The organism is Phytomonospora sp. NPDC050363 (assembly GCF_040655735.1).
GTDB lineage: Bacteria > Actinomycetota > Actinomycetes > Mycobacteriales > Micromonosporaceae > Phytomonospora.
Genome location: NZ_JBFAKK010000008.1, coordinates 172112 through 198216 on the forward strand (window position 1 = coordinate 172112; position 26105 = coordinate 198216).

22 protein-coding genes and 1 pseudogene are annotated in these 26105 nt (G+C 72.3%); 17 read left to right on the forward strand and 6 right to left on the reverse strand.

What is annotated here, in order from left to right:
• Positions 1 to 19: 19 nt before the first annotated feature.
• Complete coding sequence (locus tag AB0I28_RS22700) at positions 20 to 880, reverse strand: lamin tail domain-containing protein (protein WP_357496279.1); 861 nt, start codon at positions 878 to 880, stop codon at positions 20 to 22.
• Positions 881 to 1199: 319 nt separating this feature from the next.
• Between AB0I28_RS22700 and AB0I28_RS22705 the strand changes: the two genes are divergently transcribed.
• Both AB0I28_RS22705 and AB0I28_RS22710 read left to right on the forward strand, forming a co-directional pair.
• Positions 1200 to 1625 carry a protein kinase gene (locus AB0I28_RS22705; RefSeq protein ID WP_357496280.1) on the forward strand — a complete coding sequence of 142 codons (426 nt, stop codon included), beginning with the start codon at positions 1200 to 1202 and terminating at the stop codon, positions 1623 to 1625.
• Positions 1622 to 3121: a hypothetical protein gene (locus tag AB0I28_RS22710; RefSeq protein WP_357496281.1), complete on the forward strand. Its 1500-nt coding sequence runs from the start codon at positions 1622 to 1624 to the stop codon at positions 3119 to 3121. Before AB0I28_RS22705 ends, AB0I28_RS22710 begins: the two co-directional genes overlap by 4 nt.
• Here the strand turns inward: AB0I28_RS22710 and AB0I28_RS22715 are convergent.
• Positions 3100 to 3753: a response regulator transcription factor gene (locus AB0I28_RS22715; RefSeq protein WP_357496282.1), complete on the reverse strand. Its 654-nt coding sequence runs from the start codon at positions 3751 to 3753 to the stop codon at positions 3100 to 3102. The two genes, AB0I28_RS22710 and AB0I28_RS22715, sit on opposite strands and share 22 nt — an antisense overlap.
• Positions 3738 to 4979, reverse strand: coding sequence for a sensor domain-containing protein (locus tag AB0I28_RS22720; protein ID WP_357496283.1), 1242 nt, complete (start codon positions 4977 to 4979; stop codon positions 3738 to 3740). The genes AB0I28_RS22715 and AB0I28_RS22720 overlap by 16 nt, the downstream gene beginning before the upstream one ends.
• A 107-nt stretch (positions 4980 to 5086) precedes the next feature.
• Here AB0I28_RS22720 and AB0I28_RS22725 point away from each other — a divergent pair, with 107 nt between their 5' ends.
• The 9 genes and pseudogenes from AB0I28_RS22725 (at position 5087) to AB0I28_RS22765 (ending at position 17131) form a co-directional block, all read left to right on the forward strand.
• Positions 5087 to 5878: an ABC transporter ATP-binding protein gene (locus tag AB0I28_RS22725; protein ID WP_357496285.1), complete on the forward strand. Its 792-nt coding sequence runs from the start codon at positions 5087 to 5089 to the stop codon at positions 5876 to 5878.
• Entirely contained in the window at positions 5878 to 8298 is a 2421-nt protein-coding gene (locus AB0I28_RS22730) for an FtsX-like permease family protein (RefSeq protein WP_357496287.1), read from the forward strand. Before AB0I28_RS22725 ends, AB0I28_RS22730 begins: the two co-directional genes overlap by 1 nt.
• Positions 8299 to 8461: 163 nt before the next feature.
• Positions 8462 to 8725: a hypothetical protein gene (locus AB0I28_RS22735; RefSeq protein WP_357496289.1), complete on the forward strand. Its 264-nt coding sequence runs from the start codon at positions 8462 to 8464 to the stop codon at positions 8723 to 8725.
• Positions 8726 to 8948: 223 nt separating this feature from the next.
• Complete coding sequence (gene dnaK, locus AB0I28_RS22740; RefSeq protein WP_357496291.1) at positions 8949 to 10802, forward strand: molecular chaperone DnaK; 1854 nt, start codon at positions 8949 to 8951, stop codon at positions 10800 to 10802.
• A 101-nt stretch (positions 10803 to 10903) separates the two neighbouring features.
• Positions 10904 to 11320, forward strand: a pseudogene (grpE, locus tag AB0I28_RS22745) (nucleotide exchange factor GrpE); the annotation flags it as partial.
• A gap of 348 nt (positions 11321 to 11668) precedes the next feature.
• The gene (gene dnaJ / locus AB0I28_RS22750; protein WP_357496293.1) at positions 11669 to 12850 is read left to right on the forward strand and encodes a molecular chaperone DnaJ; all 1182 of its coding nucleotides are present in this window, start codon (positions 11669 to 11671) and stop codon (positions 12848 to 12850) included.
• 62 nt (positions 12851 to 12912) lie between these two features.
• The gene (locus tag AB0I28_RS22755; protein WP_357496295.1) at positions 12913 to 13326 is read left to right on the forward strand and encodes a helix-turn-helix transcriptional regulator; all 414 of its coding nucleotides are present in this window, start codon (positions 12913 to 12915) and stop codon (positions 13324 to 13326) included.
• 50 nt (positions 13327 to 13376) lie between these two features.
• Complete coding sequence (locus AB0I28_RS22760) at positions 13377 to 14252, forward strand: hypothetical protein (RefSeq protein WP_357496297.1); 876 nt, start codon at positions 13377 to 13379, stop codon at positions 14250 to 14252.
• A gap of 206 nt (positions 14253 to 14458) precedes the next feature.
• Positions 14459 to 17131 carry a hypothetical protein gene (locus AB0I28_RS22765; RefSeq protein ID WP_357496299.1) on the forward strand — a complete coding sequence of 891 codons (2673 nt, stop codon included), beginning with the start codon at positions 14459 to 14461 and terminating at the stop codon, positions 17129 to 17131.
• A gap of 112 nt (positions 17132 to 17243) precedes the next feature.
• On the opposite strand, the gene AB0I28_RS22770 is transcribed toward AB0I28_RS22765, so the two are convergent.
• Positions 17244 to 19169 (reverse strand): protein kinase, encoded by a 1926-nt coding sequence (locus AB0I28_RS22770; protein WP_357496301.1) that lies wholly within the window; start codon positions 19167 to 19169, stop codon positions 17244 to 17246.
• A 119-nt stretch (positions 19170 to 19288) separates the two neighbouring features.
• Positions 19289 to 20437: a DUF418 domain-containing protein gene (locus tag AB0I28_RS22775; protein WP_357496303.1), complete on the reverse strand. Its 1149-nt coding sequence runs from the start codon at positions 20435 to 20437 to the stop codon at positions 19289 to 19291.
• A 77-nt stretch (positions 20438 to 20514) separates the two neighbouring features.
• Between AB0I28_RS22775 and AB0I28_RS22780 the strand changes: the two genes are divergently transcribed.
• The 5 genes from AB0I28_RS22780 (at position 20515) to AB0I28_RS22800 (ending at position 23828) form a co-directional block, all read left to right on the forward strand.
• Positions 20515 to 21108, forward strand: coding sequence for a helix-turn-helix domain-containing protein (locus AB0I28_RS22780; RefSeq protein ID WP_357496305.1), 594 nt, complete (start codon positions 20515 to 20517; stop codon positions 21106 to 21108).
• Between the two features lie 44 nt (positions 21109 to 21152).
• Positions 21153 to 21686: a GNAT family N-acetyltransferase gene (locus tag AB0I28_RS22785; RefSeq protein ID WP_357496307.1), complete on the forward strand. Its 534-nt coding sequence runs from the start codon at positions 21153 to 21155 to the stop codon at positions 21684 to 21686.
• Positions 21683 to 22525 (forward strand): class I SAM-dependent methyltransferase, encoded by an 843-nt coding sequence (locus AB0I28_RS22790; protein ID WP_357496309.1) that lies wholly within the window; start codon positions 21683 to 21685, stop codon positions 22523 to 22525. Before AB0I28_RS22785 ends, AB0I28_RS22790 begins: the two co-directional genes overlap by 4 nt.
• A gap of 64 nt (positions 22526 to 22589) precedes the next feature.
• A complete protein-coding gene (locus tag AB0I28_RS22795; RefSeq protein ID WP_357496311.1) occupies positions 22590 to 23069 on the forward strand; it encodes a DinB family protein in 480 nt (159 codons plus the stop codon).
• A gap of 57 nt (positions 23070 to 23126) precedes the next feature.
• The gene (locus AB0I28_RS22800) at positions 23127 to 23828 is read left to right on the forward strand and encodes a M50 family metallopeptidase (RefSeq protein WP_357496313.1); all 702 of its coding nucleotides are present in this window, start codon (positions 23127 to 23129) and stop codon (positions 23826 to 23828) included.
• On the opposite strand, the gene AB0I28_RS22805 is transcribed toward AB0I28_RS22800, so the two are convergent.
• A complete protein-coding gene (locus tag AB0I28_RS22805) occupies positions 23818 to 25044 on the reverse strand; it encodes an MFS transporter (protein WP_357496315.1) in 1227 nt (408 codons plus the stop codon). The genes AB0I28_RS22800 and AB0I28_RS22805 overlap by 11 nt on opposite strands.
• Positions 25045 to 25118: 74 nt before the next feature.
• On the opposite strand from AB0I28_RS22805, the gene AB0I28_RS22810 reads away from it, so the two are divergent.
• Positions 25119 to 26099: a DUF5937 family protein gene (locus AB0I28_RS22810; RefSeq protein ID WP_357496317.1), complete on the forward strand. Its 981-nt coding sequence runs from the start codon at positions 25119 to 25121 to the stop codon at positions 26097 to 26099.
• Positions 26100 to 26105 lie beyond the last annotated feature (6 nt).

The window sequence follows — 26105 nt, forward strand, 5'->3', positions numbered from 1 at the left end:
CGCCTTCGTGCGTCGGCGGTCAGGGCGTGGTCGCCCTGTTGCCGTAGCCCAGCTCGGAGACGGCGTTCTGCGCGGTGTCGCGCAGGACGGCCTTGTCGCCCTTGTCGTTCCAGATGGGCCGGTTGCTCCCGTAGGTGAATCCGCCCCACTGCGGGTGGACCTGGTTGGTGTAGATCCGGATCCGCTGGCCGGGCTGGAGGACCGTGCCCGGTGGGAAGGTGTAGTCCTGTCCGGCGTCGTCGGCGCCGAGGACCCAGCCGGAGATGTTGCCCGCGACGGTTCCCCGGTTGACGATCTCCACGTACTCGTCGGCCTGCGTGTACTTCACCTGCCCCTTGTGGCTGACGGCGGTCAGGACGATGTCGGGCTTACCGGCGCGGGCGAACATGGCGACGACCTCGGCGCTGTTCGAGCCGTTCTCGGGGCTGATGAAGGTCTGTACGACCTGGCCGCCCTGCTTGAAGCCGCTGATGACGACGCCGTACTCGTCGCCGTCGATGGTCACCGTCTGCGGCGAGACGAACATCGGCAGGTTCACGATGTCCTCGGGCGCCGGGCCGTCGTTGGGGGTCTCGTTGTGGTGGAACCGGAAGGCGAAGTCGGCCTCGGTCCCGTCCTCGAAGGCCACCCGCACGCTCAGGTCCACGTCGAACTGGGGTTGGGGCATTCCCTGGATCGGGAAGTTCTCGTGGGTGTAGGTGCCCAGCGTGAACTCGCTGCCGTCGGTCTTCACGGGGACGGTGCCGCCCTGGAAGATGTAGCCGCTCTTGCCGCCGCCGGCCGGAACCCCCCACGTGACGTGCTGGGAGCCGAGGCCGCTCAGATTGGGGGGAGTCGTGCTCATGGACGGCCAGGAGCCGGCCGTGGTCGCTGTGCTCATGGAGTCTCCTCGCGTCGAAGGGTGCTCGCGCACTTACCGAACGAATATCCGGTCGGGTGGATGCTAGGCAGCCGAGGACATTGATCGGAAGCCTCATTCGTCGACAAAGGACGTTCAACGGAGATATTCACTCGAAAGTGGTGTAACGGCCCATCAACGAGGAAAATCGCCGTTGCCCAACAGTGGGCCGCGACGATCTGTGCCGCCGACGCCTCAGCCGCTCGCGGGACCGGTCCCCCGCCGCCGGTGGTGTGCTCCTCGCATGGGTTTCCCCGGCGGCGAGCGCGAAATAGCATCGCGTCATGCCCGGAGTTCGGCCGTGACCGCCGACCGGGAGCGTTTCAGCGCCGAGGTCCCGGCGCGGATCCTCGACGTGTCGATCCAGGTCGCCCGCGGTCTCGCCCACGCTCATCGGCGCGGTTTCGCGCACCTGGACGTCAAGCCGGACAACATTCTGGTGGACCTCGACGGCGTCGCGAAGGTCGCCGACTTCGGGTTGGCCCTCGCCCAGTGCCGCGACCACGGCCCCTCGCGCTCGGGCCCGCCGCCGCTGTGGATCGGCCCGGACGGCCGGACCGCGGTCTGGGAAGTCGCGAGTGGACGGTGCCTGGGCCTGCTCGAACGCGGAGGAGCGGGCGGCCCGGCGCTGTCGGCCGACGACGGCACGGTGCTGGCCGCCGGTGGCACGGCGGCCCGGATCTGGCAACTCGACGGGAATCTCGACGTGGGAGGAGACGGCGGATGAGCACGCCCGAAGAGGAGTACGAGAAGGAGTTCTGGAAGAGCTTCGAGGAGAGTCTCGACGACGACCTCGCCTCGACCATCGTCCGGCACGGCGCCGCCGAGACCGGCGTGCGCGAGCTGGCGAAGGACCTCACCGAGCGCATCGCGCAGGAGCTGGCGCGGATCGGGCCGCAGGGCTGGGTGGCGATGTCGGCGACCTTCGCGCTGACGGTCGGCCACACGGCGGCCGAGGTGGTGTTCACCGACGGGGAGCGGTCGGTGCGCTTCGACCCGCAGGCGGTGCTGCCCCTGGCGCGGGAGCTGCGCGAACTGTCGGCGCGGCTTGCCGAGGGCCCCTGGTGGCGGCTGCTGGTGAACCTGTCGAGCGAGGGCCGCCTGGAGACCGTCTACGACTACGGCGACGAGCCCTTCCCCGAGCTGTTCCCGCCCGAGGCCTACCGCGCCGACCTCGCCGCCTACCCGCGCCGCACGCTCCCGGTGTGGCTGGCGGCCTACGTCGGCCACGGCGACCGGCAGCGCCGCACCCCGCGTCAGGCGGTCGAAGGCGCCCGCGCCGACCGTGCCGCGCGGATCCGGCCGGTCGAGTCGGAGGGCGACTTCCCGACCCCGTCGATCACCTGGGCGCGGTGGGCGACGATCGCCTCCGCCTTCGTCGCGATCGGCTCGGAATGGGGCCCGCGCATGAGCGTCTCGGTGGCCGGCTTCGAGGGCGCCAAGCGCGGCGGATCGAACCTGGCGCGACTGCCCGGCGACCGCTTCGTGCTGTCCGGCGGCGTGTGGAACGCCCCCGAACTCGACGCCGCCTACAACGGCGGCGCCGACCTGCCCGCCCTCTTCGCCGGCGCCCCCGACTGGATCGCCGACGCCGTGCTCAACCACCGGGCCGGCACCGGGATGCTCACCTTCTGCTACTGGTCGCAGGGCGACCGCTGGTACCGCGGCGAGTCGCCGCCGGCCACCGCGCTCGCCGACGCCGTGCCGGGCGTGTGGACCGCCGACACCGTCGTCGACATGATCGCCGCGATCACCGGCGACAAGGCCGACACCCGCCACCGCGACGCCGTCGCCACGCTGCTCGGCGCCGCCGAGGCGTCCGCGGTCACCCGCGAGCTGCTGGAGGTCGCCTACGGCGAGGACGCCGACCTCGACGGCGCCCACTACGAGCTGGTCCTGGCCGGTCTCACGGTGACCGCGCCGGTCGAGGAGCTGGACGAGCAGGAGGCGATCACCCGCGTCCGCGACCACATCCTCGCCGCCGGGCTCGACACCCGCGGGTACCCGCTCTCGGAACTGACCGCCGACCGCTTCAGCTGCGGCTGGCTGGTCTTCGTGCCGACCAGGCCCGGCGAGATCGCGATCGGCCGCGCGCTGTTCTACATCGGCGACGACGGCGTGCTGGAGCAGTCGTCGTCCTCGGTCGCGCCCTCGCGCCACATCGCCGACTTCGAGCGGCGCTACGCCGAACGGCACGGGGGTCAGCCGGCACCCCGCAGGTAGGCCAGGACCGCGAGGACCCGCCGGTGGTCGTCGCCGGCGGGCGGCAGTTCCAGCTTCGACAGGATCCCGCGCACGTGCTTGCCGACGCCGGCCTCGGTGAGGAACAGCCGCCGCGAGATCGCCGCGTTCGACCGGCCCTCGGCCATCAGCGCCAGGACCTCCTTCTCCCGTGCCGTCAGCCGCTGGAGGGGGTCGCGGCGCTGGGCCAGCAGCTGCCGCACGACCTCCGGGTCGACGACCGTCCCGCCCGCCGCGACGCGTTCCAGCGCGTCGCGGAACTCCGCCACGTCGCCGACGCGGTCCTTGAGCAGGTAGCCCACGCCCGCGCCGGTCGTGGAGTCGAGCAGCTCGACGGCGTAGGTCTGCTCGACGTAGAGGCTCAGCACCAGCACCGGCAGCCCGGGCGTCTCGGCGCGCAGCGCGAGGGCGCCGCGCAGGCCCTCGTCGGAGAAGCCCGGCGGCATGCGTACGTCGGTGAGGACCAGGTCGGGCCTCTCCCGGCGGGTGGCGGCGATCATCGCCTCGGCGTCACCGACGGAGGCGACGACCTCGTGGCCGAAGCGCCCGAGGATCGCGGTGATCCCCTCGCGCATCAGCACCTCGTCCTCGGCGAGGACTATTCGCAGCGGCACGGCAGCTCCACTCGCAGCAGGGTCGGGCCCCCTTCGGGGCTGGAGATCATCAGTGTGCCGTCGTGGACGGCGACGCGGTCGGCGAGCCCGGTCAGGCCCGAGCCGAGCTCGGGGTCGGCGCCGCCGCGCCCGTCGTCGCGGACCTCGATCCACAACGTGTCCTCGACGACGCGGCCGCGCACCTCCCCGCGGGTCGCACCGCTGTGCTTGGTGACGTTGGCCAGCGCCTCGCTGACGATGAAGTACGCGGTCAGCTCCACCGGCGGCGGCAGGCGCCCGGGCAGGTCGAGGTCGGTGGCGACCGGCACGACGCTGCGCCCGGCGAGGTCGCGGACCGCGGCGGCCAGGCCCCGGTCGGACAGCACCTTCGGGTGGACTCCCCGGATGAGTTCGCGCGTGTCGTCGAGGGCCAGCCGCGCCTGCGCGACCGCCTCTTCGAGGGAGTCCGACAGCGGCGTGCCGGGCGTGACGTCGAGGCGCATCAGCCCCAGCCGCATGATCAGCGCGGTGAGGTGCTGCTGGGCGCCGTCGTGGAGGTCGCGCTCGATCCGGCGGCGCTCCAGCTCGAAGTTGTCGACCAGCCGCGCCCGCGAGCGCGTCACCTGCACCAGCCGGTCGCCGAGCTCGGCGTCGCGCGGCGCCAGGACCGCGCGGGCCAGTGCCCCGCGCGCGCCAGCCCAGGCCGCCAGGACGTACAGCGAGCACACCGCCAGCCCGAGCCCGAAGGGCAGGCTGATGAGGAACATCCAGCCGGGGTTGTAGCTGTCCCACAGCCCCAGGATCGCCACCTGCACGGGCACGTAGGCGCACAGCCCGACGACGCCCAGGTCGACCCAGCACAGCACCAGCACCGACATCGCCGTGTAGGCCAGCTCCCGCCAGGTCGCCGCCTCCTTGACCCGCGTCAGCAGCCACGCCCGATAGCCCGCACGGGTGGGGCGGCGGTGCGGCGACTCGATCGGGTCGCGGTCGACGAGTCGCAGGCGCCAGCGCTCGAAACCGCCCACGAGGATCCCCGACAGCGCCACCGCCACCAGGATCGCCGCGCCCAGCAGCACCACGAGCAGCAGCAGGCCCGCCAGTACGAGTCCGGTGAACACCAGCATCAGCAGCCCGCCGACCACACCGCCCAGGAGCAGGTAGGCCGCCGACCGCCATGGCCAGGCCGAACGCAGGAACACCGAGGGGCGCTGCGTCATGGCCTGCAACGGCGTCCGGGCGATCATGCGGCAACGCTAACCGCGCGCGTTGAGGGAAACAGTAGGGCTTGCCATACCCTTTTAGTCCGGCCCGCCGCACTGTCGTTTCCCGCGTTCCGGGCTTGGGTTGGGCCATGACCATGACACCCGCGCCCCCGACCCGGCTCCGCGAAGCCGTCTCGCTGTGGGGCCTGACGAAGACCTACGGCACCGGCGAGCACGCCGTGACCGCCCTCGACCACGTCACGCTGTCCTTCCCGCGCGGGACCTTCACCGCGATCATGGGCCCCTCGGGTTCGGGGAAGTCGACCCTGCTCCAGTGCGCCGCCGGCCTCGACCGGCCCAGCGAGGGCGCCGTCCTGGTCGGCGCGACCGACCTGGCGAAGCTGCCGGAGAAGGCCCTGACCCTCCTGCGACGCGAGCGCGTCGGCTTCGTCTTCCAGGCCTTCAACCTGCTCCCGGCGTTGACCGCCGCGCAGAACGTCGGCCTCCCGCTGCGCCTGGCGGGGCAGCGGATCGAACCTGGCCGGGTCGAGTCGGCGCTGGGCGAGGTGGGCCTGCGCGACCGCGCCGGGCACCGGCCCGGCGAGATGTCGGGCGGCCAGCAGCAGCGCGTCGCCATCGCCCGCGCGCTGGTCACCCACCCCGAGGTGATCTTCGCCGACGAGCCCACCGGCGCCCTCGACACCAACACCTCACGCGAGGTCCTCGGCCTCCTGCGCCGGGTCGTCGACGCCTTCGAGCAGACGGTGATCATGGTGACCCACGACCCGATGGCCGCCGCCTACGCCGACCGCGTCGTGTTCCTCGCCGACGGCCGCATCGCCGACGACTACCTCGCCGTACGCGACGCCACGGCGACCACGCTCGGCCACCGCGCGCAGAAGATCGCCACCCGCATGGCCCACCTGGAAGGCGCGGCCTGATGCACACCTGGGCCACCATCAAGACCCGCTGGACGAGTTTCCTCGGCACCGTCGGCGCGCTCGCCCTGGGCGTGGCGATCGTGACGGCCGCGCTGCTCGTGCACGTCTCCGCCGAACCCTCCGTGCCCGCCCGCTACGCCGAGACCGGCGTGCTCGTACACGGCGCCCTTGCCGAACCGGGCTCCGACGGCTACCGGGCGCCGGTGCCGTGGCCGGCGGAGAGGACGGCCGAACTGAGCGGGAAACTCGCACGTGTCGACGGGGTTTCCCAGGTCGTCGCCGACCACTCTTTCTACGCGCAGGCCGTCCTCGACGGCGAACCCGCCGGCGACCCCCGCGCCGACCCGCAGGGCCACGGCTGGTCGAGCACGCTGCTCGGCGGCCACGGCCTCACCGAGGGCTCCGCGCCCGCCGCGCCCGGCGAGATCGCCGTCGGCGAGGACCTCGGCGTCGAGACCGGCACGGCCCTGACCGTCCTGACCGCGAGCGGCCCGGCCGTCTACGAGGTCACCGGCCTGGTCGACGGCGAGGGCTACTACCTCACCGACGCCGAGGCCGCGAAACTCGCCGACGGCGTCACCGTCCTGGGCCTGCTCACCGCGCCCGGAGCCGACACCGCGGCCGTCGACGACGCGGCGACCGCGCTGGTCGGCGGCGACGGCGCCGCCCTGCACGGCGACGAGCGCGCCGCCTTCGAGCCCGAGTCGCACACCCGCACCCGCTGGCTCGGCACGCAGCTGCTGACGGCGATGACGATGCTGTCGGCCTTCGCGGCGGTCTTCGTGGTCGCCTCGACCTTCGCCTTCGGCGTCGCCCAGCGCCGCCGCGAACTGGGCCTGATGCGCACCATCGGCGCCACGCCCGGCCAGATCCGCCGGATGCTGTTCGGCGAGGCGCTCGGCGTCGGCCTGATCGCCAGCGCCATCGGCGTCGTCCTCGGCCTCGCCCTGGCGCCGGTGCTCGGCGGGCTCCTCGTCGACGCCGAACTCGAACCGCCCGACTTCGCGATCCACGTCGAGGCGTGGCCGCTGCTGACCGCCGGCGGAGTCGGCATGGTCGTGGCCTTCCTCGGCGTGTGGGCCGCCTCCCGCCGCGCCGCCCGCGTGCGGCCCATGGAGGCGCTGCGCGAGGCCGCCGTCGACGCCAGGCCGATGACACGCGGCCGCTGGATCCTCGGCGCGCTCGCGCTGGCCGGCGGGGTCGTCTCGGGCGTCGTGGCATCCAGCGCGTCGGCCGAGGACCTGCTGAACTACTCGATGCTGTCGGCGGTGGCGCTGATCGTCGGGCTGACCCTCTACTCGCCGGTGATCATCCCGCCGGTGGTGCGGCTGGCGGCCTGGCCGTTCACCGGCGCGAAAGGCGCGACCTGGACGGTCGTGCGGGAGAGCACGCTGGTCGCGGTGCGGCGGGTGGCCTCCACTGCGGCGCCGGTGCTGGTCACGGTCGGCTTCGTGGTGCTGCTGGCGGGGATGGTGCAGACGATGAAGGGCGCCATGGGCACCGACCTGGCCGCCAAGCTGCCCGCCGAGGTCGTCGTGCAGCCCGAGGGGACGCCGGGCCTGTCCGACGCGGCGGTCGACGGTTTGCCCGGCGAGGCGCTGCCGGTGATGACCGTCGACGCCTTCCACGAGGGCGAGCCCTTCACCGTCACGGGCCTGGTGACCGACCTGCCCGCCGACGCCGTCCGGATCGCGCGGCCCTACATGGAGACGCTCGGCCTGTCGGAGGGTGACCCGGTCACGCTGACCTTCCCCGACGGGGAGGCGACCACGCTGAAGGTGGTGGCCGGCGACGACGGTGAGACCGACGGTCCCGGCGCCGAGGAGATGTACCCGACCGCGGTCGTCGTCGAGCGGGAAACCCTGCGTGAGCTGGCGCCCAACGCCCTCACGGAGGTCGTCTACCTCAACGGCGTCACCGTCGGCGACGCCGAGCCGGCCCTGTCCGGCCTGGGCGCGATCGCGCTCGACACCGAGACCTTCGCGCGGCACGCCGACGAGCGCGAGTGGGAGCTGCTGCGGGTGTTCATGCTCGTGCTGCTGATCATGGCGATCGGCTACACCGCGCTGGCGATCGCCAACACGCTGATCATGGCCAACGCCGACCGGCTCAAGGACTTCGCGGTGCTGCGCCTGTCGGGGGCGGGGAACGGGCAGGTGCTCAAGATCGTCGCGGTCGAGACGATCCTGGTCGTCGCCGTCGGCACGGGACTCGGCCTGCTGGTGGCCGTCGCCGCCCTGGAGGGCGTGCGGCGCGGGCTGGAGTCGCAGATCGGCGCCGACGTGTCGATGGCGATCCCGTGGGACTACGTCGGCGCGGTCATCGTCGCGTCACTGGTGCTCGCACTCGGCGCGAGCCTCCTGACGGCCCGCACCGCCCTGCGCGTCCCCGCGGTGAGACTGGCCGGGATGAAGGAGTGAAAGGGGGGTGGGGCCGACGTGCCGGGCCCCACCCCGACTCCACCCCACCGCGTACCCGCACGCTCACACCAGTCACAATCTCCCCTCCCGGACGGATATCGCCTGATCGACGCGTGACCCCCACCCGTCGTCGGCCGTTGAACACGGCGGAGGGATTAGACACATGCCGCGATCACGCACGCGCAGCGCCTACAGTCCACAGGAACCGCCCCCGCTGGAAGCACCGCCGCAGGTCGTCGAGGTCGTCGCCTGGCAGATCGCCTCGCGCATCTGGTGCTCGCACCTGCCCGACGCACTTCTGGGCGTCCAGTGCGACGGATGTGGCGAGCACTGGCCCTGCGACGCCTGGCACGTCGCAGACGACGTCATCACCGACTGCCTCGACCACCGACCCCAGGAGTCGGATGTTCCGCGAACGATTCCTTGAAGCCGTCGGCGAGGGCGTCATTCGTCCGGAAATCATCATATAAGGGTTGCTTCACGCGCTTTGGCCGGATAGTTCGGCCGGCGAGTGGGCACACCTGCGCGATGGCCGACTCACAGAGTTGCGCGCATCTCACTCAACTTCGCCTTGACAGTGGCCGGATGCCGAGTCAACATTGAGTCCGGTCCACTCAACTTTCATTGACTCCAACTGGGGGAGCTTCACCATGGCACGTGCGGTCGGTATCGACCTCGGGACGACGAACTCCTGTGTGGCAGTACTCGAAGGCGGCGAGCCCACGGTAATCACCAACGCCGAAGGTTCGCGCACCACCCCGTCCATCATCGCGTTCGCCAAGAACGGCGAGGTCCTGGCCGGCGAGGTCGCCAAGCGTCAGGCGGTCACCAACCCCGACCGCACGATCCGCTCGGTCAAGCGCCACATGGGCGAGGACTGGTCGGTGGACATCGACGACAAGCACTACACGCCGCAGGAGATCAGCGCGCGCACGCTGATGAAGCTCAAGCGCGACGCCGAGGCCTACCTGGGCGAGTCGATCACCGACGCCGTCATCACGGTCCCCGCGTACTTCAACGACGCGCAGCGCACCGCGACCAAGGAGGCCGGCGAGATCGCGGGCCTCAACGTCCTGCGCATCATCAACGAGCCCACCGCCGCGGCGCTGGCCTACGGCCTCGACAAGGGCGGCCAGGAGCAGACGGTCCTCGTCTTCGACCTCGGCGGCGGCACCTTCGACGTCTCCCTGCTGGAGATCGCCGACGGCGTCATCCAGGTCAAGGCCACCAACGGTGACAACCACCTCGGCGGCGACGACTGGGACGACAAGGTCATCGAGCACCTCGTCAAGACCTTCAACGGCCAGTACGGCATCGACCTCGCGGCCGACAAGATGGCCATGCAGCGTCTGCGCGAGGCCTCCGAGAAGGCCAAGATCGAGCTGTCGGCGGCGACGCAGACCTCGATCAACCTGCCCTACATCACCGCCGGCCCCGAGGGCCCGCTGCACCTCGACGTCAACCTGACCCGCGCGGAGTTCGAGCGGCTCACCGCCGACCTGCGCGAGCGCTGCCGCAAGCCCTTCGAGTCGGCCGTCAAGGACGCCGGCATCAAGCTCTCCGAGATCGACCACGTGATCATGGTCGGCGGCTCGACCCGCATGCCCGCGATCGCCGCGCTCGTCACCGAGATCCTGGGCCGCGACCCGCACAAGGGCGTCAACCCCGACGAGGTCGTCGCCGTCGGAGCCGCGCTCCAGGCCGGTGTCCTCAAGGGCGAGGTCAAGGACGTCCTCCTGCTCGACGTGACCCCGCTGTCGCTGGGCATCGAGACCAAGGGCGGCATCTTCACCAAGCTCATCGAGCGCAACACCACGATCCCGACCAAGCGCTCGGAGATCTTCACCACCGCCGACGACCACCAGCCGTCCGTGCTGATCCAGGTCTTCCAGGGCGAGCGCGAGATCGCCGCCTACAACAAGAAGCTCGGCACCTTCGAGCTGACCGGCCTGCCTCCGGCGCCGCGCGGCGTCCCGCAGGTCGAGGTCACCTTCGACATCGACGCCAACGGCATCGTGAACGTCTCGGCGAAGGACATGGCGACCGGCAAGTCCCAGGCGATGACGATCACCGGCGGCTCCTCGCTGCCGAAGGACGACATCGAGCGGATGATGCGCGACGCGCAGGACCACGCCGACGACGACCGCAAGCGCCGCGACGACGCCGAGGCCCGCAACCTCGGTGAGACCTGGCAGTTCAACACCGAGAAGCTGCTCGCCGAGTCCGGGGACAAGCTGCCCGAGGACAAGAAGGACGAGATCAACGGCGCCCTCTCGGAGCTGAAGTCGGCTCTCGGCGGTTCCGACGTCGAGGCGATCAAGACCGCGACCGACGCGCTGATCAAGGTCTCGCAGGAGGCCGGCGCGGCGATGTACGCCGCCCAGCAGGCCGCGGGCGCGCCCGACGCCGACGGCGCCGAGGCGCCCGGTGCCGAGCAGTCGAAGGCCGACAAGGGCGACGACGTCGTCGACGCCGAGATCGTCGACGAGGACGACAAGAAGTGACCGATCCGAAGCCCGACGCCGTTCCGGCGGAGGAGGAGACTCCTTCGCCGGGCACCGGCGAGAGTTCCGGCGCGCCCGGTGAGGAGGGCGCCGACGAGCTGGCCAAGCTTTCGGCCGAGCTCGACGAGCGCACCAACGACCTCAAGCGGGTGACCGCCGAGTACGCCAACTACCGCAAGCGCGTCGACCGGGACCGCAAGCTGGTCGCCGACCAGGCGACGATCTCGGTGATCACCGGGCTCCTGCCGGTTCTCGACGACCTCGACCGCGCCCGCACGCACGGCGACCTGAACGGGCCTTTCGCCTCGGTCGCCGAGCAGCTGACGGGTGCGCTGTCCCGGCACGGGCTGGTCGCGTTCGGCGAGAAGGGCGACGCCTTCGACCCCAACCGGCACGAGGCCGTCGCGCACATGCTGTCGCCGGAGGTCACCGAGCCGACGTGCATCGACGTGATGCGCCGGGGCTACGAGCTGGGCGACCGGCTCGTGCGGGCCGCGCTCGTCGCGGTCGCCGACCCGGCCGAGGCGCCGGCGGAGGCTGAGAAGGAGGCGGCTGAGGCCGTCGCCGAGCCGAAGCCGGAGACCGCGCCCGAAGCCGAGCAGGCCGAGGTGAAGGACGAGCCGGAGACCACCGGTGAGACCGAGACCGCGAAGGCCGAGGCGGCCGAGCCCGCCAAGTCCGAGCCCGAGTCGAACGGCGACGAGGAGCCCGCGGCGGGCAAGCGCAAGCCGAGCCCGCACCCCAAGCCCAAGCCGCCGCCCGAGCGGGCGAAGGACGAGGGCACCGACGCCGAGACCGAGAACGGTACCGGCGAAGCGAAGTAGGGCTCGATCGAGCACACTGGACAAAGGGAGGGGAGGCGTCCGATGGTCTCACGTGACTGGATGGAAAAGGACTTCTACAAAGTTCTCGGGGTTCCCAAGGACGCCCCCACCGCCGACATCAAGAAGGCGTACCGGCAGCTCGCCCGCGATCTCCACCCTGACCACAACCCCGGCAACACCACCGCCGAGGACCGGTTCAAGGAGGTGTCGGAGGCCTACACCGTGCTGGCCGACGACAAGAAGCGGCGCGAGTACGACGAGATGCGCTCGCTGCTGGGCGCCGGGGCCTTCCGCCGTGACGCCCGCATGGGCGGCGGCGCGACCCCCTTCGACCTGAGCGACCTGCTCAACCAGGCGCGCGGCGGCGGTGGCGGTTTCGGCGGTACGCCCACCGGGGACGCCGGCGGCTTCACCGACATCTTCGGCAACCTCTTCGGGCAGGGCCGCCGTCGCGGTCCGGCGAAGGGCCGTGACGTCGAGGCCTCGGTCGTTCTCGACTTCGCCGACGCCGTCAAGGGGACGACGATCCCGCTGACGCTTCGCGCTCCGGGCGTGTGCGACACCTGCCACGGCAACGGCGCCCGTCCCGGGACGATCCCCGAGACCTGCCAGACCTGCCACGGCCTCGGCATGGTGACCACCAACCAGGGCGCGTTCAGTTTCTCCGAGCCCTGCAAGGACTGCCAGGGCGTCGGCACGATCGTTCGCGACAAGTGCCCGGAGTGCAAGGGCAGCGGCGGGGTCACCAAGACCCGCACGCTGACCGTGCGCATCCCGCCCGGTGTCGACAATGGACAGAAGATCCGCCTGGCGGGTCGCGGTGAGCCCGGTGACCGGGGCGGCCCGACGGGCGACTTGTTCGTGCTGATCACCGTGCGCAAGCACGAGGTCTTCGACCGCAAGGGCGACAACCTCGTGCTGCGGGTTCCGATCACCTTCCCGGAGGCCGCGCTCGGCACCGACGTGCGAGTGCCCACTCTGGACGGTCCGGTGACCGTGCGGGTCCCGGCCGGCACCCCGAGCGGGCGGACGCTGCGCGTTCGCGGCCGGGGAGTCCCGCTGCGGGACGGATCGCCCGGTGGGGACCTGCTCGTCACCGTCGAGATCGAGGTTCCGCGGGATCTGTCGCCCGAGGCGCGCGAGACGCTGGAGAAGTTCGCCACGCAGGTCCCGCCGGCCGGTCGGCATCGCCTAGAGGACCGCATTCCGGACGAAACGGGTTGACGTCCACCGTCGCGGTGGGGGACATTGACCGGCGACGAGCGGATGAGGAGGTGTAGCGCTCAATGGCCGACAGACATGACATCACACCGGACTCCAAGGTTCTGGTGATCTCGGTGGCGGCCAAGATGGCGGGGATGCACCCGCAGACCCTCCGCCAGTACGACCGCCTCGGGCTCGTGCAGCCCGACCGCACGCCGGGCGGTGGACGCCGCTACAGCGTCCGGGACGTGGCGCTGCTGCGCGAGATCCAGCGCCTGTCCCAGGAGGACGGCGTGAACCTGGCCGGCATCAAGCGCATCATCGCGCTGGAGAACCAGGTCAGCGAGATGCGCGGGCAGCTCACCGAGCTCGTCGCGCACCTTGAGGAGGCACGCGCGCACCTCGACGAGCTGGAGGCCATCGCGGGCCCGTTCGCGCTGCGGCGGATGTCGCGGATGCCCGGCAACGCACTGCTTCCCTGGCCGATACGGCAGTAGGGCGCCACCCCGTCGCGCGGCCCGGCGGCGCGACGCCATACTCGGTCGTTATGAGGGCCGGTGTCTGTTCGGAGTGCGGTGCCAGGGACGGCCACGACGCGCTGTCGGTGCTGTGCGGCCGATGCGGTGCGCCGCTGGGGATCCCCGACTCCGCGCCGCTGACCGGTGGTGACTTCTACCTGCCGCCGCTGCTCGACCGCGCCCAGGCCGTCGAGGCCCTGCGCGACTGGATCGGTTCGCGCCGCTTCGCTCCCGGTGCCCTCAAGCTAGTCGAAGGCCCCGAGCACCTGCGCCTGACGATGGTTCCACATTGGAGTGTCGACGCCCGCGCGGTCGCCGCTTACCAGGGCGAGCGCGGTGAGTCGTACACCGAGACCGAGACGGTCAAGGACTCCGACGGCCGCCGTTCCACCCGCACCGTCACGAAGACGCGGTGGCACGAGGTGAGCGGCGAGGTCGAGTCCTCTTTCAGTGACCTGCTGATCGTCGCGGCCGAACCGGCCTGCCGTCCCCGCGTCGCCGGACTGGCTCCCTGGCCGCACGACGGGGCCCGGCAGGTCCGCACCGAATCGCCGCCCGAAGGGCAGATCCTGGCCCGCCATGTCGGTCCCGACGACGCCTTCGCCGAGGCGAAGGGGCTGATGAACCCCGAGATCCAGCGGGCCTGCCGCGAAGCCGTCGGCGGTGACGACCAGCGCGTGCACCGGATCGAGACGACCTATCCCACCGTCGCCCGACGCTCGCTTTCCCTGCCGGTGTGGACCGCCGCCTACCGGCACGGCGGCCGGGCGTGGCACGTCCTGATCAACGGCGCGACCGGCGAGGTCCTCGGGCGCCGCCCGTACAGCGCGTGGAAGATCCTGGCGACCGTCGGGGTCGCGGCCGCGGTGGTCGCGGCGGTGATCGTGGCGGTGACGATGGGGTAGCTGATGCCCCCGCATCCCTTTCACCCCAACACTTCCCGTCACTTCACTGACGCATATCCGACACCCCTCTTGCGATCCGAACGTTTGTCCGGGGACCTTGATTGTTTCCGGGAAGAGGGGGGAGACCGGCTCATGGACACAGTGGCCGCGTTCGCGACGGAGACCGCCGGGAGAGTCGTCGAGGCCGCCGAGGCCCCGGCCGGGCGGTGAGCGGACGCCGCGGTCTCGGCCCGCCGGACTTCTTCGGTGGGAAGGGCGAGGACGCCGACCTGGATCTCGACCGGCACCTCGGCGGGCCGCCGCGCCATCGGACCGTCCTGCACGTTCCGCACCGCGCGCCCAGTCTCGGTGCGCTGCAACTGATGCGGGACCGCCCGAGTCGGCTCCTGGCCGCTCGGCACCAGGTGGTCCCCTTCGCCGGCCGCGACCGCGAACTGAAGGAACTCACCGCCTGGCGTGACTCCCGGCCGGCCCGCGCGGCGCTTCTTCTGCACGCCCGCGGCGGCCAGGGCAAGTCGCGGCTGGCCGAGCGGATCGCCGTCGAGGCCGCCGAGTCGGGATGGCGCGTCGCCCGGGCACATCACGTCGGCGAGCCCACCGATCCCGGCGACCGGGAGCCCGGCGACCTGTTCGTCCTCGTCGACAACGCCGACCACTGGCCCCTCACCGAACTCGTCCGCCTCCTCCACCGCCACTCCCGGTGCGGCGGCAGACTGCGGCTCCTGCTGCTCGCCCGCACGCAAGGCTGGTGGCCCGCCTTCGCACGCGAACTCGCCCGCGCGGGCGCCGCCGCCGAGGCGGTCCCGCTGTCCCCGCTCGCGTCCGATGTGGACGCGCGCGCCGAGCACTTCGCCACCGCCGTCGCCCGCTTCGCCGCCGTGTACGAGACCGGCGTCCCGGCCGACGCCCACCCGCCCGGTGGCGTCGGCGACCGCGCCTACGAACTCACCTTCGCCCTGCACGCCGCCGCGCTCTGCGTCGTCGACGCGGCCTCCCGCCGGGTACGCGGCCCGCGCCACCCCGCCGACCTGTCGGAGTACCTGATCGACCGGGAACGCGAGCACTGGCGCCGCCTCTTCGGTGCCGAGCGCGTGCCCGACGTCTCCCGCATCGCCTTCACCGCCGCCGTCACCGGCCCCCTCTCGATGGACGAGACCATCGAGCGTCTCGCCGCCACCGGCCTGCCCGAACTGCACCGGCTCATCGCCGAGCACACCCGCTGCTATCCGCCGTCCCGTCCCGGCACCGCGCTCGAACCCGTCCACCCCGAACGCCTCGCCGAAGACCTGCTGGCCCTGAGCATCCCGGGACACCCCATGGGCCACGCCGACATCTTCATCCCCGGCCTGCTCTCCTTCCCCGGCGAGGCCGGCGCCCGCCGTCTCGGGCCGCTCTTCCGCCGTGACGAGACCGGCGGAGCCCCGCGGCACGCCGCCCGCGGCATCATCGCCCTGTCGGCCGCCGCGAGCCGCTGGCCGCACGTCATCTCGGCCCTGCGCCGACTCGTCCGCGCCGACCCCGCGCTCATCGCCGACGCCGGAGCCGCGGCCCTCACCGCCGTCCTCGACCACCTCGACGCCGACACCGCCCTCGCCCTGGTCACGGCCACGGCCGCGAACACCGACCCCGACCTCGCCGCCGCCACGGCGGCCCTGACCCGCCGCGCGGTCGCCCTGCACCCCAAGGGAAGCGTCCGGCTCGAACTGCTCACGCCGGCCGTCGAACGCCACCGGGCGGTGCGGGCCTGGGCCGAGGTCGAGCAGTACGCCCGCGACTTGATCGCGCACGGCGAGGACGCCCCCGGCCACGACCTGGCCCTGTCGCGGCTGGCCGAATGCCATGCCAGGCGCGGCGAGCGCGGCGAGGCCTGCGCGCTTCTGGAACGTGCCGCCGAGGGCCACCGGATCCGGGCCGTGGCGGGCGATCCCGAGGCGGCGCTGCGGCTCGCCGAGGCGATCACCGGGCTCTCGCTCGTCCTCGACGGCAGCGGCAACGGCTACGACGCCCTCCGCCTCCAGCGCCACGCTCTCGCCGGGCTCCGCGACAGGCGCGGCGGCGACCCGGACGAGCGCGCGCGGCTCACCGTCGGCATCCTGCTCGTCCACGCCGAAACCTTGCGCGACAACGGACAGAGCTTCCGTGCCGCCCACACCGCCCTGTCCGCCCTGGAGATCGCGCGGCGGCACGATCCGGGCGCCGGCGAGCGCCTCGCCGGTGTCCTCGCACGCGTGGGTGAGCACCTGCCCGGCCGGCCGGGCGTCGCGGCGAAACGCGAGGCGGTGGCGATCCTGCGCGGTCTCGGCGCGGCCCACCGCGTCCGGTTGGGCGTGGAGTCGGGCGCGCTGGCAACCGCTGTCGACGATCCGGCCGAGGCCGTCGCGCTGTCGCGGGAAGCGCTGGCGCTACTGGAGGAGGCGACGTCCGACCGCGAGCTCCTCGCCGGTGAACGAAGCCGGCTCGGCGGCCTGCTGTCCACTGTGGGCGAACACGCCGAGTCGCTGCGGCTCAGCGGCGAGGCCGTCGACGCCTGGCTGGAGATCGACCGTCCCTCGCGGCCGCTCGAACTCGCCCGCGCCCTGAAGGTCTTCGCCGACGTCCGGCTCGCCGCCGGGCGGGAGGCGGCCGAGGCCCTCGAAGCCGCCGAGTGGGCAGTGCGGATCCGCGAGTGCGAACCCACCGGCCGCCGTCACGACCGCGTCGCGCTCGCCGAGACCCACGCCGCCGCGCTCGACACCGTCGGACGCGAGCAGGACGCGGCGGCCGTGCGGCGAAGGCATCGCCGGACGGCCGGTGGGAGCCTGTTCCACCGGCTGTGGGCGCCGGTCCGGCACCTGCGCCGGCGGTCGGTCGTCGCCCGGGCGGCGAAGGCGGGGTTGTGAGTGTGCCGACCCGTGCAGAGGACGGGTTCGGCCGCGAGGTGTCCGCCCGGCGGCCGAGCTGTCTCGACCCGCCGGCGACGCCGACTCCCGTCAGGGCGCCGGAAGCGCCGCGTCAGGGCCCGAACTCGACGGCGTCGACCGCCGCCTCCGAGGCATCCAGAAGCTCGCTGTCGTCACTGGTGTCGCGCAGATCGGTGTAGATCGCCCGGGCCAGGATCAGGTACCGGTGGTCCGCGGCGATCTGGCCGCGCTCGCTGGCCGCACCGGCGTCTCCTTCGCAGGGGTTCCAGCCCGGGCCGGTGCTCGGGCACCACCTGCTCCAGTCGTCGACGTAGGCGTCGTTGACGCGCTCGTAGGCGGCCTCGGCGGCACCGTCACTTTCGAGCGGCATGATCATCAGTGTGACGAGGACGTCCGCGCCCTCGTCGAGGTAGGTGCCGATCGCGGCATCCTCGCAGCCGGCGTCGCGCAGCGCGTCGGCGATCTCGCCACCGTCGGGGCGCACGTCTTCGCAACCGTGCATCCTGGCGCTCTCAAGTTCGTAGTCCTCGACGTTCTCGGTGTCGGTGTACAGGTTCGGGAGCAGCGCCTCGGTGGTCATGGGGGTCTCGTCGGTGTCCTCGTCGTCGAGGGAGCCCCAGTCGAAGGACGGTTCCTCCTCGGTCGTTTCCTCGACGGGAGGCGTATAGACCTCGGCGGGCGGGGTGTACACCTTCTCCGGCGGGGTGTAGGGCTCCTCCGCGGGCGTTTCGTACGAGCCGGTCGACCCGCCGTCGTCATCCCCGCCGGTCTCGGAGACGGCGGCGCCGACGATCCAGAAGACGAGCAGGAGGACGCCCACCAGGACGGCTCCGCTCTTGACGCGCGCCCACTCTGCCGGATCCGATCCGATGCGCCCGGCCGGGTCGAGGGCGGGCCCCTTCGGTCGGGGAGGCGGGGTGTCGACGACGGGCCGTGTCTTCGGACCCGCCGGAGGCTTGTCCTCGGTCGGCGGTGCTTTTGGGGGTGGCGGGCGCGTGTCGGTCACGGGCGGCGGATCGGCCGGCCTCTTGGCCTTCCCGGAGGAGTACTTCGGTCCCGCCGGAGGCTTGAAGCCCTGGGTGGCGAAGCGAAGCGTCGTACCCTTGTCGATCAGCGTCGTGCCGTCGCCGGCCTCGGCCAGCAGATGCAGCAGTTCGGCTTCCTGCGAGCGGATCAGCGCGCGCACGGGCTTCGGCCACCGCGGCGGGACCTCCGGGACCGCCCCGAGCGCCTGCAGGACGGTCGAAGGAGAGGGCCGGGCGGCCGGATCCTTGACCAGGCACATCTCGATGATCGCGCGTACCCGCTTGGGCACGGCACCGAGGTCGGGTTCGGTGTGCACGACGCGGTAGAGCGCCTGCGATGTCGAAATCCCTTCGAAGGGCCCGGTTCCGGTCGACGCGAAGGCCAGTACTGATCCGAGCGAGAAGACGTCGCTGATCGCCTCGGCCCTTTCGCCCTCGGCCTGCTCGGGCGACATGTAGGGGGCCGTGCCGATCAGCCAGCCGGAGCGGGTGAGGTCGGTGCCTCCGTCGGTGGCGCGGGCGATGCCGAAGTCGATGACCTTCGAACCCCGCTTGGTGAGCATGACGTTGGAGGGCTTGAGATCGCGGTGGACGATGCCCGCGCGGTGGATCTCGGCGAGCGCCGAGGCGAGGTCTCTCGCCAGCCACAGCACCGACTCCTTGGGAAGCGGCCCGGTCTTCTTGACGGCGTCCCGCAGTGACGGCCCCGGTTCGTAGACCGAGGCGAACCATGGTGTGCGGGCGTCGGGGTCGGCGTCGAGGATCCTGGTGATGTCGGCTCCCGAAACCTTGCGCGACGCGGCGACCTCGCGGGCGAAGCGGGCACGGAAGTCCTCGTCCGCGGTGAACTGCTCGCGCAGCAGCTTCACCGCGACCAGTTTCCCGTCGGGGGCGTGTCCCAGCAGGACGCGGCCCATCGCGCCCCTGCCCAGTTCGGCGAACACGGTGTAGCGGCCGACGCGCAACGGGTCGCCCCCCGCGAGTTTCTTCATTGGTCGCCTCCCCGCATCCGAACTAGAGAATATCTCTAGAACCGGCTCTCGGTCCATGAAGGACGGTCGGCCGCGGACACGCACGGCCGCGACCCTCCGAGATCGCGGCCGTGCGCGGATCAGCGTCCGTAGGTGAGCCGCCGCAGCAGAGACTCCAGCGGTCCGCGCGAACCGGCCCTCTCCAGCGCCACCGCCACGAGCACAGTGGACAGCCACACCGCCACGGCGATCCCGGAGGCCGCCGCGTCGCCGACATCGTCGCCGAGGCCCAGGACGAAGGGTGTGAAGATCACCGTGAAGGCCACCGACTGGAGTACGTAGCAGGTCAGCGACCGCTGACCGCACGCCGCCAGCGCCCGCGCGACGCGTCCCGGCGGCGACGTTCGGGCGGCGAACAGCCCCGCCAGGGCCGCATACCCGGCTCCGGCGGCGATCCCGGCGACGCTGTGCAGCGCGTAGGCGCCGATCGACACACCGTCGGCCGGTGCCCACACGCCCAGGTCGACCGCGGTGAGCGGAAGGCCGCCGAGGACGCCGATCGCGATGCCCGCCACGGCCACGCGGCGCAGGAACGGGCGGTGGGCGGCGGGGTCGTCGAGCACCCGCCGCCGTCCCGCCCACACGCCGAGGAAGAAGGTCGGCAGTGCGCTGACCAGGAAGAAGGTCGGCGTCATCGCCGACCACACGGCCAACCGCATCCCCACGGCCTCAAGGGGATCGGCGATCACGGTCGGGGAAGGAGCGTGGCCGCCGGTCACCGTCGCGAGGCCGAGGAGCGCGAGCACCAGAACGTGCAGCGGGATCGTCAGCGCCGCCGCTCGCAGCAGGGCGCGATCGCCGCGCCGGAGCATCCCGGCGAACAGCAGCGCGACGATCCCGTAGGCGGCGAGGATGTCGCCGAAGAAGAGCAGCAGGGCGTGGGCGAAGCCGAAGGCGAGGAGCAGGAGCCCGCGACGGCGGACGACCCGCCGGGCCTCGGCGGGGTCGGGGCGGCGGGCGGTGAGCCGGGCGAGTCCGTAGCCGAAGAGAGCGGCGAACATCGGCAGCGCCCGCCCGTCGACGAACAGGATCTGGACCCCGGCGACGAGCCGGTCGAGCGGGGCGCCGTCCAGGGCGTAGCCGCGGAAGCCGGCGTCGTCGTAGGAGAGGTACATGTGCGCGTGGGCGACGGCGATGAGCAGGAGCATCGCCCCACGCGCCAGGTCGGGCGCGAGGGAGCGTTCGGCGACCGGTAAAGCCGCGGGTGCGGTGAGCACGGGGGTGGACATCGGGCCTCCTTAAGATACACGTGTGTAGCTTAAACGCCTAAGCTACACTGCTGTAGCTAAGTCGGGTAGGGGAGGCGATGACCGGGACCTGGTCGAGAAGGCGCGGCCGCGAACTGGTCGACGCCATCCACGCCGCCGCCCTCGAAGAAGTCGCCGAGGTCGGCTACGGACGGCTGACCATGGACGGCATCGCCAAGCGCGCCGAGACCGCCCGGACCTCCCTGTACCGGCGCTGGCCGAGCCCGGCCGAGCTGCTGCTCGACGCCCTCGCCGAGGCTCATCCCATGGAGCGGCCCGCCCCCGGTGCCGACGACCTGCGCGGCGACCTGATCGCCTCGCTCCAGCTCATGGTCGACTGGATGCTCAGCCCCGCCGGACGCGCGGTGCAGGGCATCATGAGCGACCCCCGGCGCGACCCGGTCCTGGTGCGGGGCCTCTTCGAGCGCGTCTTCTCCGCGCACGGCGGCACCTTCACCAAGACCGTCCTGCTGCACTACGCCCGGCACGGCCACTTCGACGAGGCGCTGGTGACGCCGGTCGTCGCCGACATCGGCGAGGCCCTGGTCGTCAAGCACGCGATGGACACCGGCATGCCCGGCCCCGACGTGCTCGCCGCCATCGTCGAGCAGGCGATCCTTCCCGCGATCGGCCTCGGCCCGCCGCGTCCGTAGCGCCGCGAAACACGCCCGCAACACCGCGGACCTACCCTCCCCACATGATCAGCGCCCTCACCCCGGCCGCCGTCGAAGACCACCTGCCCGGCCTGTCCGCCCTCCTCGCCGACACCGTCACCGGCGGCGCGTCGATCGGCTTCCTCGCCCCCATGCCGCCCGACGCGGCCGCCGCGTGGTGGCGGGCGGTCGCCGGCCGCCTCGGCGAGGACCACCTGGCGTGGGCGGCGCACGACGGCGACCGCGTCGTCGGCACCGTCCAGCTCGTCCGCGCCACCGCGCCGAACAGCCGCCACCGTGGCGACGTCGCCAAGCTGATGGTCCACCCCGACGCGCGGGGGCGAGGCCTGGCCCGTGCGCTGCTTGAGGCCGTCGACTCCCGCGCCCGCGAGCTCGGCGTGACCCTCCTCGTCCTCGACACCGAGACCGGCAGCCCCGCCGAGACGCTCTACGAGAAGGCGGGCTGGACGCGCGTCGGCGAGATCCCCGACTACGCGCTCGACCCGCACGGCCGACCGCACCCGACGACGGTGTTCTGGAAGCGGCCCACCGGAAGTAGGCCTAATCTGGGCGCATGACCCACGCGGAGCACCACCGGCACGAGCACGGCCCGGCCGACCAGGCGGAGCTCCTCGACCTGGACGCCGACGTCCTCGCCGGCCACACCGCCTCCATCGTCGCCTCCCTGCCCGTCGAGGCCGACCCCCGCACCATCGTCGACCTGGGCTGCGGGACGGGCACGGGCGCGCTGGCCCTGCTGCGGCGCTTCCCGAACGCACGGGTGACGGCCGTCGACTCCTCACCCGCCCACCTCGATCGCCTGCGCCACAAGGCCGCCGACGAGGGCGTCGCCGAGCACGTGGACATCGTCGAGGCCGACCTCGACGCCCCCGAGTGGCCCGATCTCGGCACGCCGGAACTGGTGTGGGCCTCGGCGTCCCTGCACCACTTCGGCGACCCCGACCGCGCGCTGCGGCAGGTCCACGAGCTGCTGGCGCCCGGCGGCCTGCTCGCCGTGGTCGAGCTGGCCGGCTTCCCCCGCTTCCTCCCCTCCGGCGCGCCCGATGAGCGCCCCGGCCTCGAAGAACGCCTCCACACCGCCCTCGACCACCGCCACGCCGAACACGTCCCCCATCGCGGCGCCGACTGGGGATCCCGGCTCACCGAGGCCGGCTTCACCGTCGAGGGCGAACAGACCCTCGACGTGTTCATCGCCGGCGCCGGCGACGAGACGGTCGGCCGCTACGCCATCGCCGGTCTCGCCCGCACGCGTGAGGCCGCCGCCGACCTGCTCACCGCCGAAGACCTCGCCGCCCTCGACAGCCTCCTCGACGTCCGCGGCCCGGGCAGCATCCTCAGGCGCGGCGATCTCGTCGTGCGCACCCAGCGCAGCGTCTGGACCGCCCGCCGCAACTGACCGCGCCCCTCGATCAACCGTCACCCCTCCGGGTTAGCATCGCCGCCACCCCCCTGGAGGCCCCGTGACCACCGGCAACGACGAACTCGCCACCTTGACGCGCTACCTCACCTGGCAGCGCGAGCACATCCTCGGCGCCGTCGACGGTCTGTCCGAGGCCGACCTGCGCCGCCCCGTCCTGCCCTCCGGCTGGTCCTGCCTCGGCCTGATCCGGCACCTCGCCCTCGACGTCGAGCGCTTCTGGTTTCGCGCCGTCGCCGCCGGGGAGTCGGTCGAACTGTCCGACTCCGCCTGGCAGGTCGACCCCGCCATCCCCGTCGAAGAGGTTCTCGCCCTCTACCGTGACGAGATCGCCCGCGCCGACGCGATCCTCGCGCGCACACCCCTCGACGCCGACCCGATGTGGTGGCCCGAGCCCGGCCCTCCCCGCCGCAACCTGCGCGCGACGATCCTGCACGTCACCGTCGAGACCGCCACCCACGCCGGGCACCTCGACGCCGCCCGCGAACTCATCGACGGCAAGGCCTGGCTGGTCCTCACCTAGGGACCACTGGCCGAAACGCGGTACCCTCGCCCACCACACCCCCCGTGAGGAGCCGTCGTGGAAGTCTGGGACACCCTCGTCAAGGTCCAGCCGGCCCCGCCGGTCGCGATCATCATCGCGACCGGTCTCGTCGCGCTCGCCCTGGTCGCCGTCCGGACCCTCTGGCGCCCCACCCGCAACATCATCACCATCGCCCACGAGGGCGGCCACGCCCTGATCGCGATGCTGACCGGTCGGCGGCTGCACGGCATCCGGCTGCACTCCGACACCTCGGGTGTGACCATGACCTCGGGCAGCCGGGGCGGCCCGAGCGCGGTGTTCACGCTGCTGGCGGGCTACCTCGCGCCGGCGCTGATCGGCCTCGGCGCGGCCTTCCTCATCTCCGAGGGCCTGATCGTCCTGCTCCTGTGGGCGCTTCTGCTGCTGCTGGTCGCGATGGCCCTGTTCATCCGCAACTTCTACGGCTGGCTCGCCATGATCCTCACCGGTTTCGGCGTGTTCGCGCTGGTCTGGTGGGCGCCCTCGCACATCCAGACGGCCGTCGCCTACGGCGGCGCGTGGTTCCTGCTGCTGGGTTCGGTGCGGCCGGTCGCGGAGACGTGGACCCTGCGGTACCGCACGACCGAGCGGACCACCGACCCCGACCAGCTCGCCCAGATCACCCGCGTCCCGGCGCCGGTGTGGCTGGTGCTGTTCTTCCTCGGCACCATCGGTTCGCTCGCCTACGGCGCGGGGCTGCTGATCTCCTTCACCTGGTAGCGCGGGGAATCGCCAGCACCGGCAGCCACGAGACGGTCGCCGCGATCGCGCCTACCCACATCGCCGTCTCCACGCCGGCGAGTTCGCCGATGAGTCCGCCGAGCCCGGCGCCGACGGCGAGCGCGCCGGTGAACAGGAAGCGCATGGTGGCGTTCATGCGGCCCAGAAGCGCGTCGGGGGTGACCTCCTGGCGGTAGCTGACGCCGACGACGTTGTCGACGCCGTACTTAGCGCTGTTGATCAGCCACGCGGCGGCAACGGCCCACAGCCACCAGCCACCGTCCAATGTGGGCACGGCGAGCACGAAGGGCATGCACACCAGGGCGACCCCGGCGAGCGTCCGGCGGCGGCCGAAGCGCGCGACGAGCCTGCCGGCCAGGGTCGCGCCGATGAGGGCCCCGACGGCCCCGACGGCGAGGAAGACGCCGAGCAGGCCTTCGGACAGCTTCCGCTCGCCGACGAAGAAGACCGGCAGCATGGTCAGCAGGATGGACGCGGAGATGTTGCCCAGCGTCCCGGCGGTGGCGATCGGCCGGAGGACGGGATGCCGTGCCACGAAGGAGATCCCGGCCTTGACCTCGCGCGGGAGGGAGGTCCGCGCCGTGCGTTCGGGCAGGACGTCGGGAGTCTTGACGCGGGCCACGAACAGCGCCGACCACAAATAGCCCACCGCGTCGACGAGCACGGCCGCCGGCGCCCCGACGATCGAGACCAGGCCGCCCGCGCCCGAACGGCCGCCGACGGCGAGGACCGAGTCGGTGCCGACCAGGACGGAGTTGGCCGCCGTGAGGGATTCCCGGCCGACGACCGATGGCAGCAGGCTCTGGTTGGACACGTCGAAGAAGACCGTGGCGATCCCGGCGAGGAAGACCACGAGGTAGAGCTGCGTCAGGGTCAGTCCGCCGAGCCACCAGGCGACGGGGATCGACGCGAAGAGGGCCGCGCGCACGAGGTCGGTGACGACCATGACGCGCCGGCGGCGCATCCGGTCGATCCAGGCGCCGGCGGGCAGGCCGACCAGCAGCCACGCGACCGTCCCGGCGACGCCGAGCAGGCCGACCTGCCCGGGTCCGGCCGACAGCGTGGTGACGGCGACCAGCGGCACGGCCAGATAGCTGACCTGGGTGCCGAACTTGCTGATGACGCCGGCGAGCAGGACGCGGCGGAAGTCGGCGTTGTCGCGCAGACGGGGGGCGGTCTCGACGAGTGCTGTCACGTTGATCAGGTTCTCCTCCGGACGGGGATGTCGCCCAGGATTTAGTCTTCGCTAAATCGGACTAGGATGAGGTCATGCTCGAACTGACGCTGACGGCGCGCGACCTGGCCTACGTGCGCTTCGCGTACTCGCCGCTGTGGGAGGTCGTGGCCAGCGTTCGGGTGCTCAAGAGCCCGCCGGGCGGTTCGCGGCATCGGGCGTGGATCGACGCGGTGGCACCGCGACTGAGGTCGGCGCGGCTCGACCTGACACTGCTCTCGGATCTGATTCCGGTGCCGACACGGATGATCCCGGCGTTCCTGGCGCCGCCGCCGACGACCTCGGCGCCCGACCTCGGGGTGGAGCTGGCGGGGCTGCGCGCCCAGTCGGCGGAGGCGATCCGGGTCGGGCTGGACATGCTGCCCACGCCGCGAACGGCGGCGATCGCCGAACTCCACGACGATCCGGCGTCGGTCCTCCCGCACCTGGCCGAGACGATCGAAGCGTACTGGCGGCTGGCCCTGAGCCCCTACTGGGCCCGGATCCGGGGCCTGTGCGAGCGCGACATCCTCTACCGCGCGAGGCTTCTGGCCGAAGGCGGCGTCCGGCGGCTGTTCGCCGACCTCGACCCGATGGTGTCCTGGGACGGGGAGCGGCTGCGCGTCGACCACAAGCACGTCTCGCGCCGCGACGACGCCGCCGGCCTCGGCCTGCTCCTGACACCCTCGGTCTTCGTGTGGCCGACGGTGTTCTCGCTGACCACACCCCCGTGGCAGCCGACACTGCGCTACGGGCCGCGCGGGATCGGGATGCTCTGGAAACCCGAGCCGCAGGCCGTCCCCGAGGCGCTCGCCGCCGTCCTCGGCCGCTCGCGCGCCATGCTCCTGTCCACTCTGGACGAACCGGAGTCGACGACCGCCCTGGCGATGCGGACCGGGCTGACCGCCGGCGCGGTCTCCCAGCACCTCGGTGTACTCAAGGACTCCGGTTTGGTCGGCGCCCACCGCTCGGGCCGCTACGTCCTCTACGCGCGAACCGAGCTCGGCGAGAGCCTCGTCACCGGCGGGAAGGACTGAAACGGA

Coding starts and splice junctions, on each gene's coding strand:
- AB0I28_RS22790 (WP_357496309.1), top strand. CDS start 21,683: ATGACCCACGCGGAGCACCACCGGCACGAGCACGGCCCGGCCGACCAG.
- dnaJ (WP_357496293.1), top strand. CDS start 11,669: ATGGTCTCACGTGACTGGATGGAAAAGGACTTCTACAAAGTTCTCGGG.
- AB0I28_RS22760 (WP_357496297.1), top strand. CDS start 13,377: ATGAGGGCCGGTGTCTGTTCGGAGTGCGGTGCCAGGGACGGCCACGAC.
- AB0I28_RS22810 (WP_357496317.1), top strand. CDS start 25,119: ATGCTCGAACTGACGCTGACGGCGCGCGACCTGGCCTACGTGCGCTTC.
- AB0I28_RS22710 (WP_357496281.1), top strand. CDS start 1,622: ATGAGCACGCCCGAAGAGGAGTACGAGAAGGAGTTCTGGAAGAGCTTC.
- AB0I28_RS22725 (WP_357496285.1), top strand. CDS start 5,087: ATGACCATGACACCCGCGCCCCCGACCCGGCTCCGCGAAGCCGTCTCG.
- AB0I28_RS22770 (WP_357496301.1), bottom strand. CDS start 19,169: ATGAAGAAACTCGCGGGGGGCGACCCGTTGCGCGTCGGCCGCTACACC.
- AB0I28_RS22785 (WP_357496307.1), top strand. CDS start 21,153: ATGATCAGCGCCCTCACCCCGGCCGCCGTCGAAGACCACCTGCCCGGC.
- AB0I28_RS22755 (WP_357496295.1), top strand. CDS start 12,913: ATGGCCGACAGACATGACATCACACCGGACTCCAAGGTTCTGGTGATC.
- AB0I28_RS22780 (WP_357496305.1), top strand. CDS start 20,515: ATGACCGGGACCTGGTCGAGAAGGCGCGGCCGCGAACTGGTCGACGCC.
- AB0I28_RS22700 (WP_357496279.1), bottom strand. CDS start 880: ATGAGCACAGCGACCACGGCCGGCTCCTGGCCGTCCATGAGCACGACT.
- AB0I28_RS22775 (WP_357496303.1), bottom strand. CDS start 20,437: ATGTCCACCCCCGTGCTCACCGCACCCGCGGCTTTACCGGTCGCCGAA.
- AB0I28_RS22730 (WP_357496287.1), top strand. CDS start 5,878: ATGCACACCTGGGCCACCATCAAGACCCGCTGGACGAGTTTCCTCGGC.
- AB0I28_RS22720 (WP_357496283.1), bottom strand. CDS start 4,979: ATGATCGCCCGGACGCCGTTGCAGGCCATGACGCAGCGCCCCTCGGTG.
- dnaK (WP_357496291.1), top strand. CDS start 8,949: ATGGCACGTGCGGTCGGTATCGACCTCGGGACGACGAACTCCTGTGTG.
- AB0I28_RS22735 (WP_357496289.1), top strand. CDS start 8,462: ATGCCGCGATCACGCACGCGCAGCGCCTACAGTCCACAGGAACCGCCC.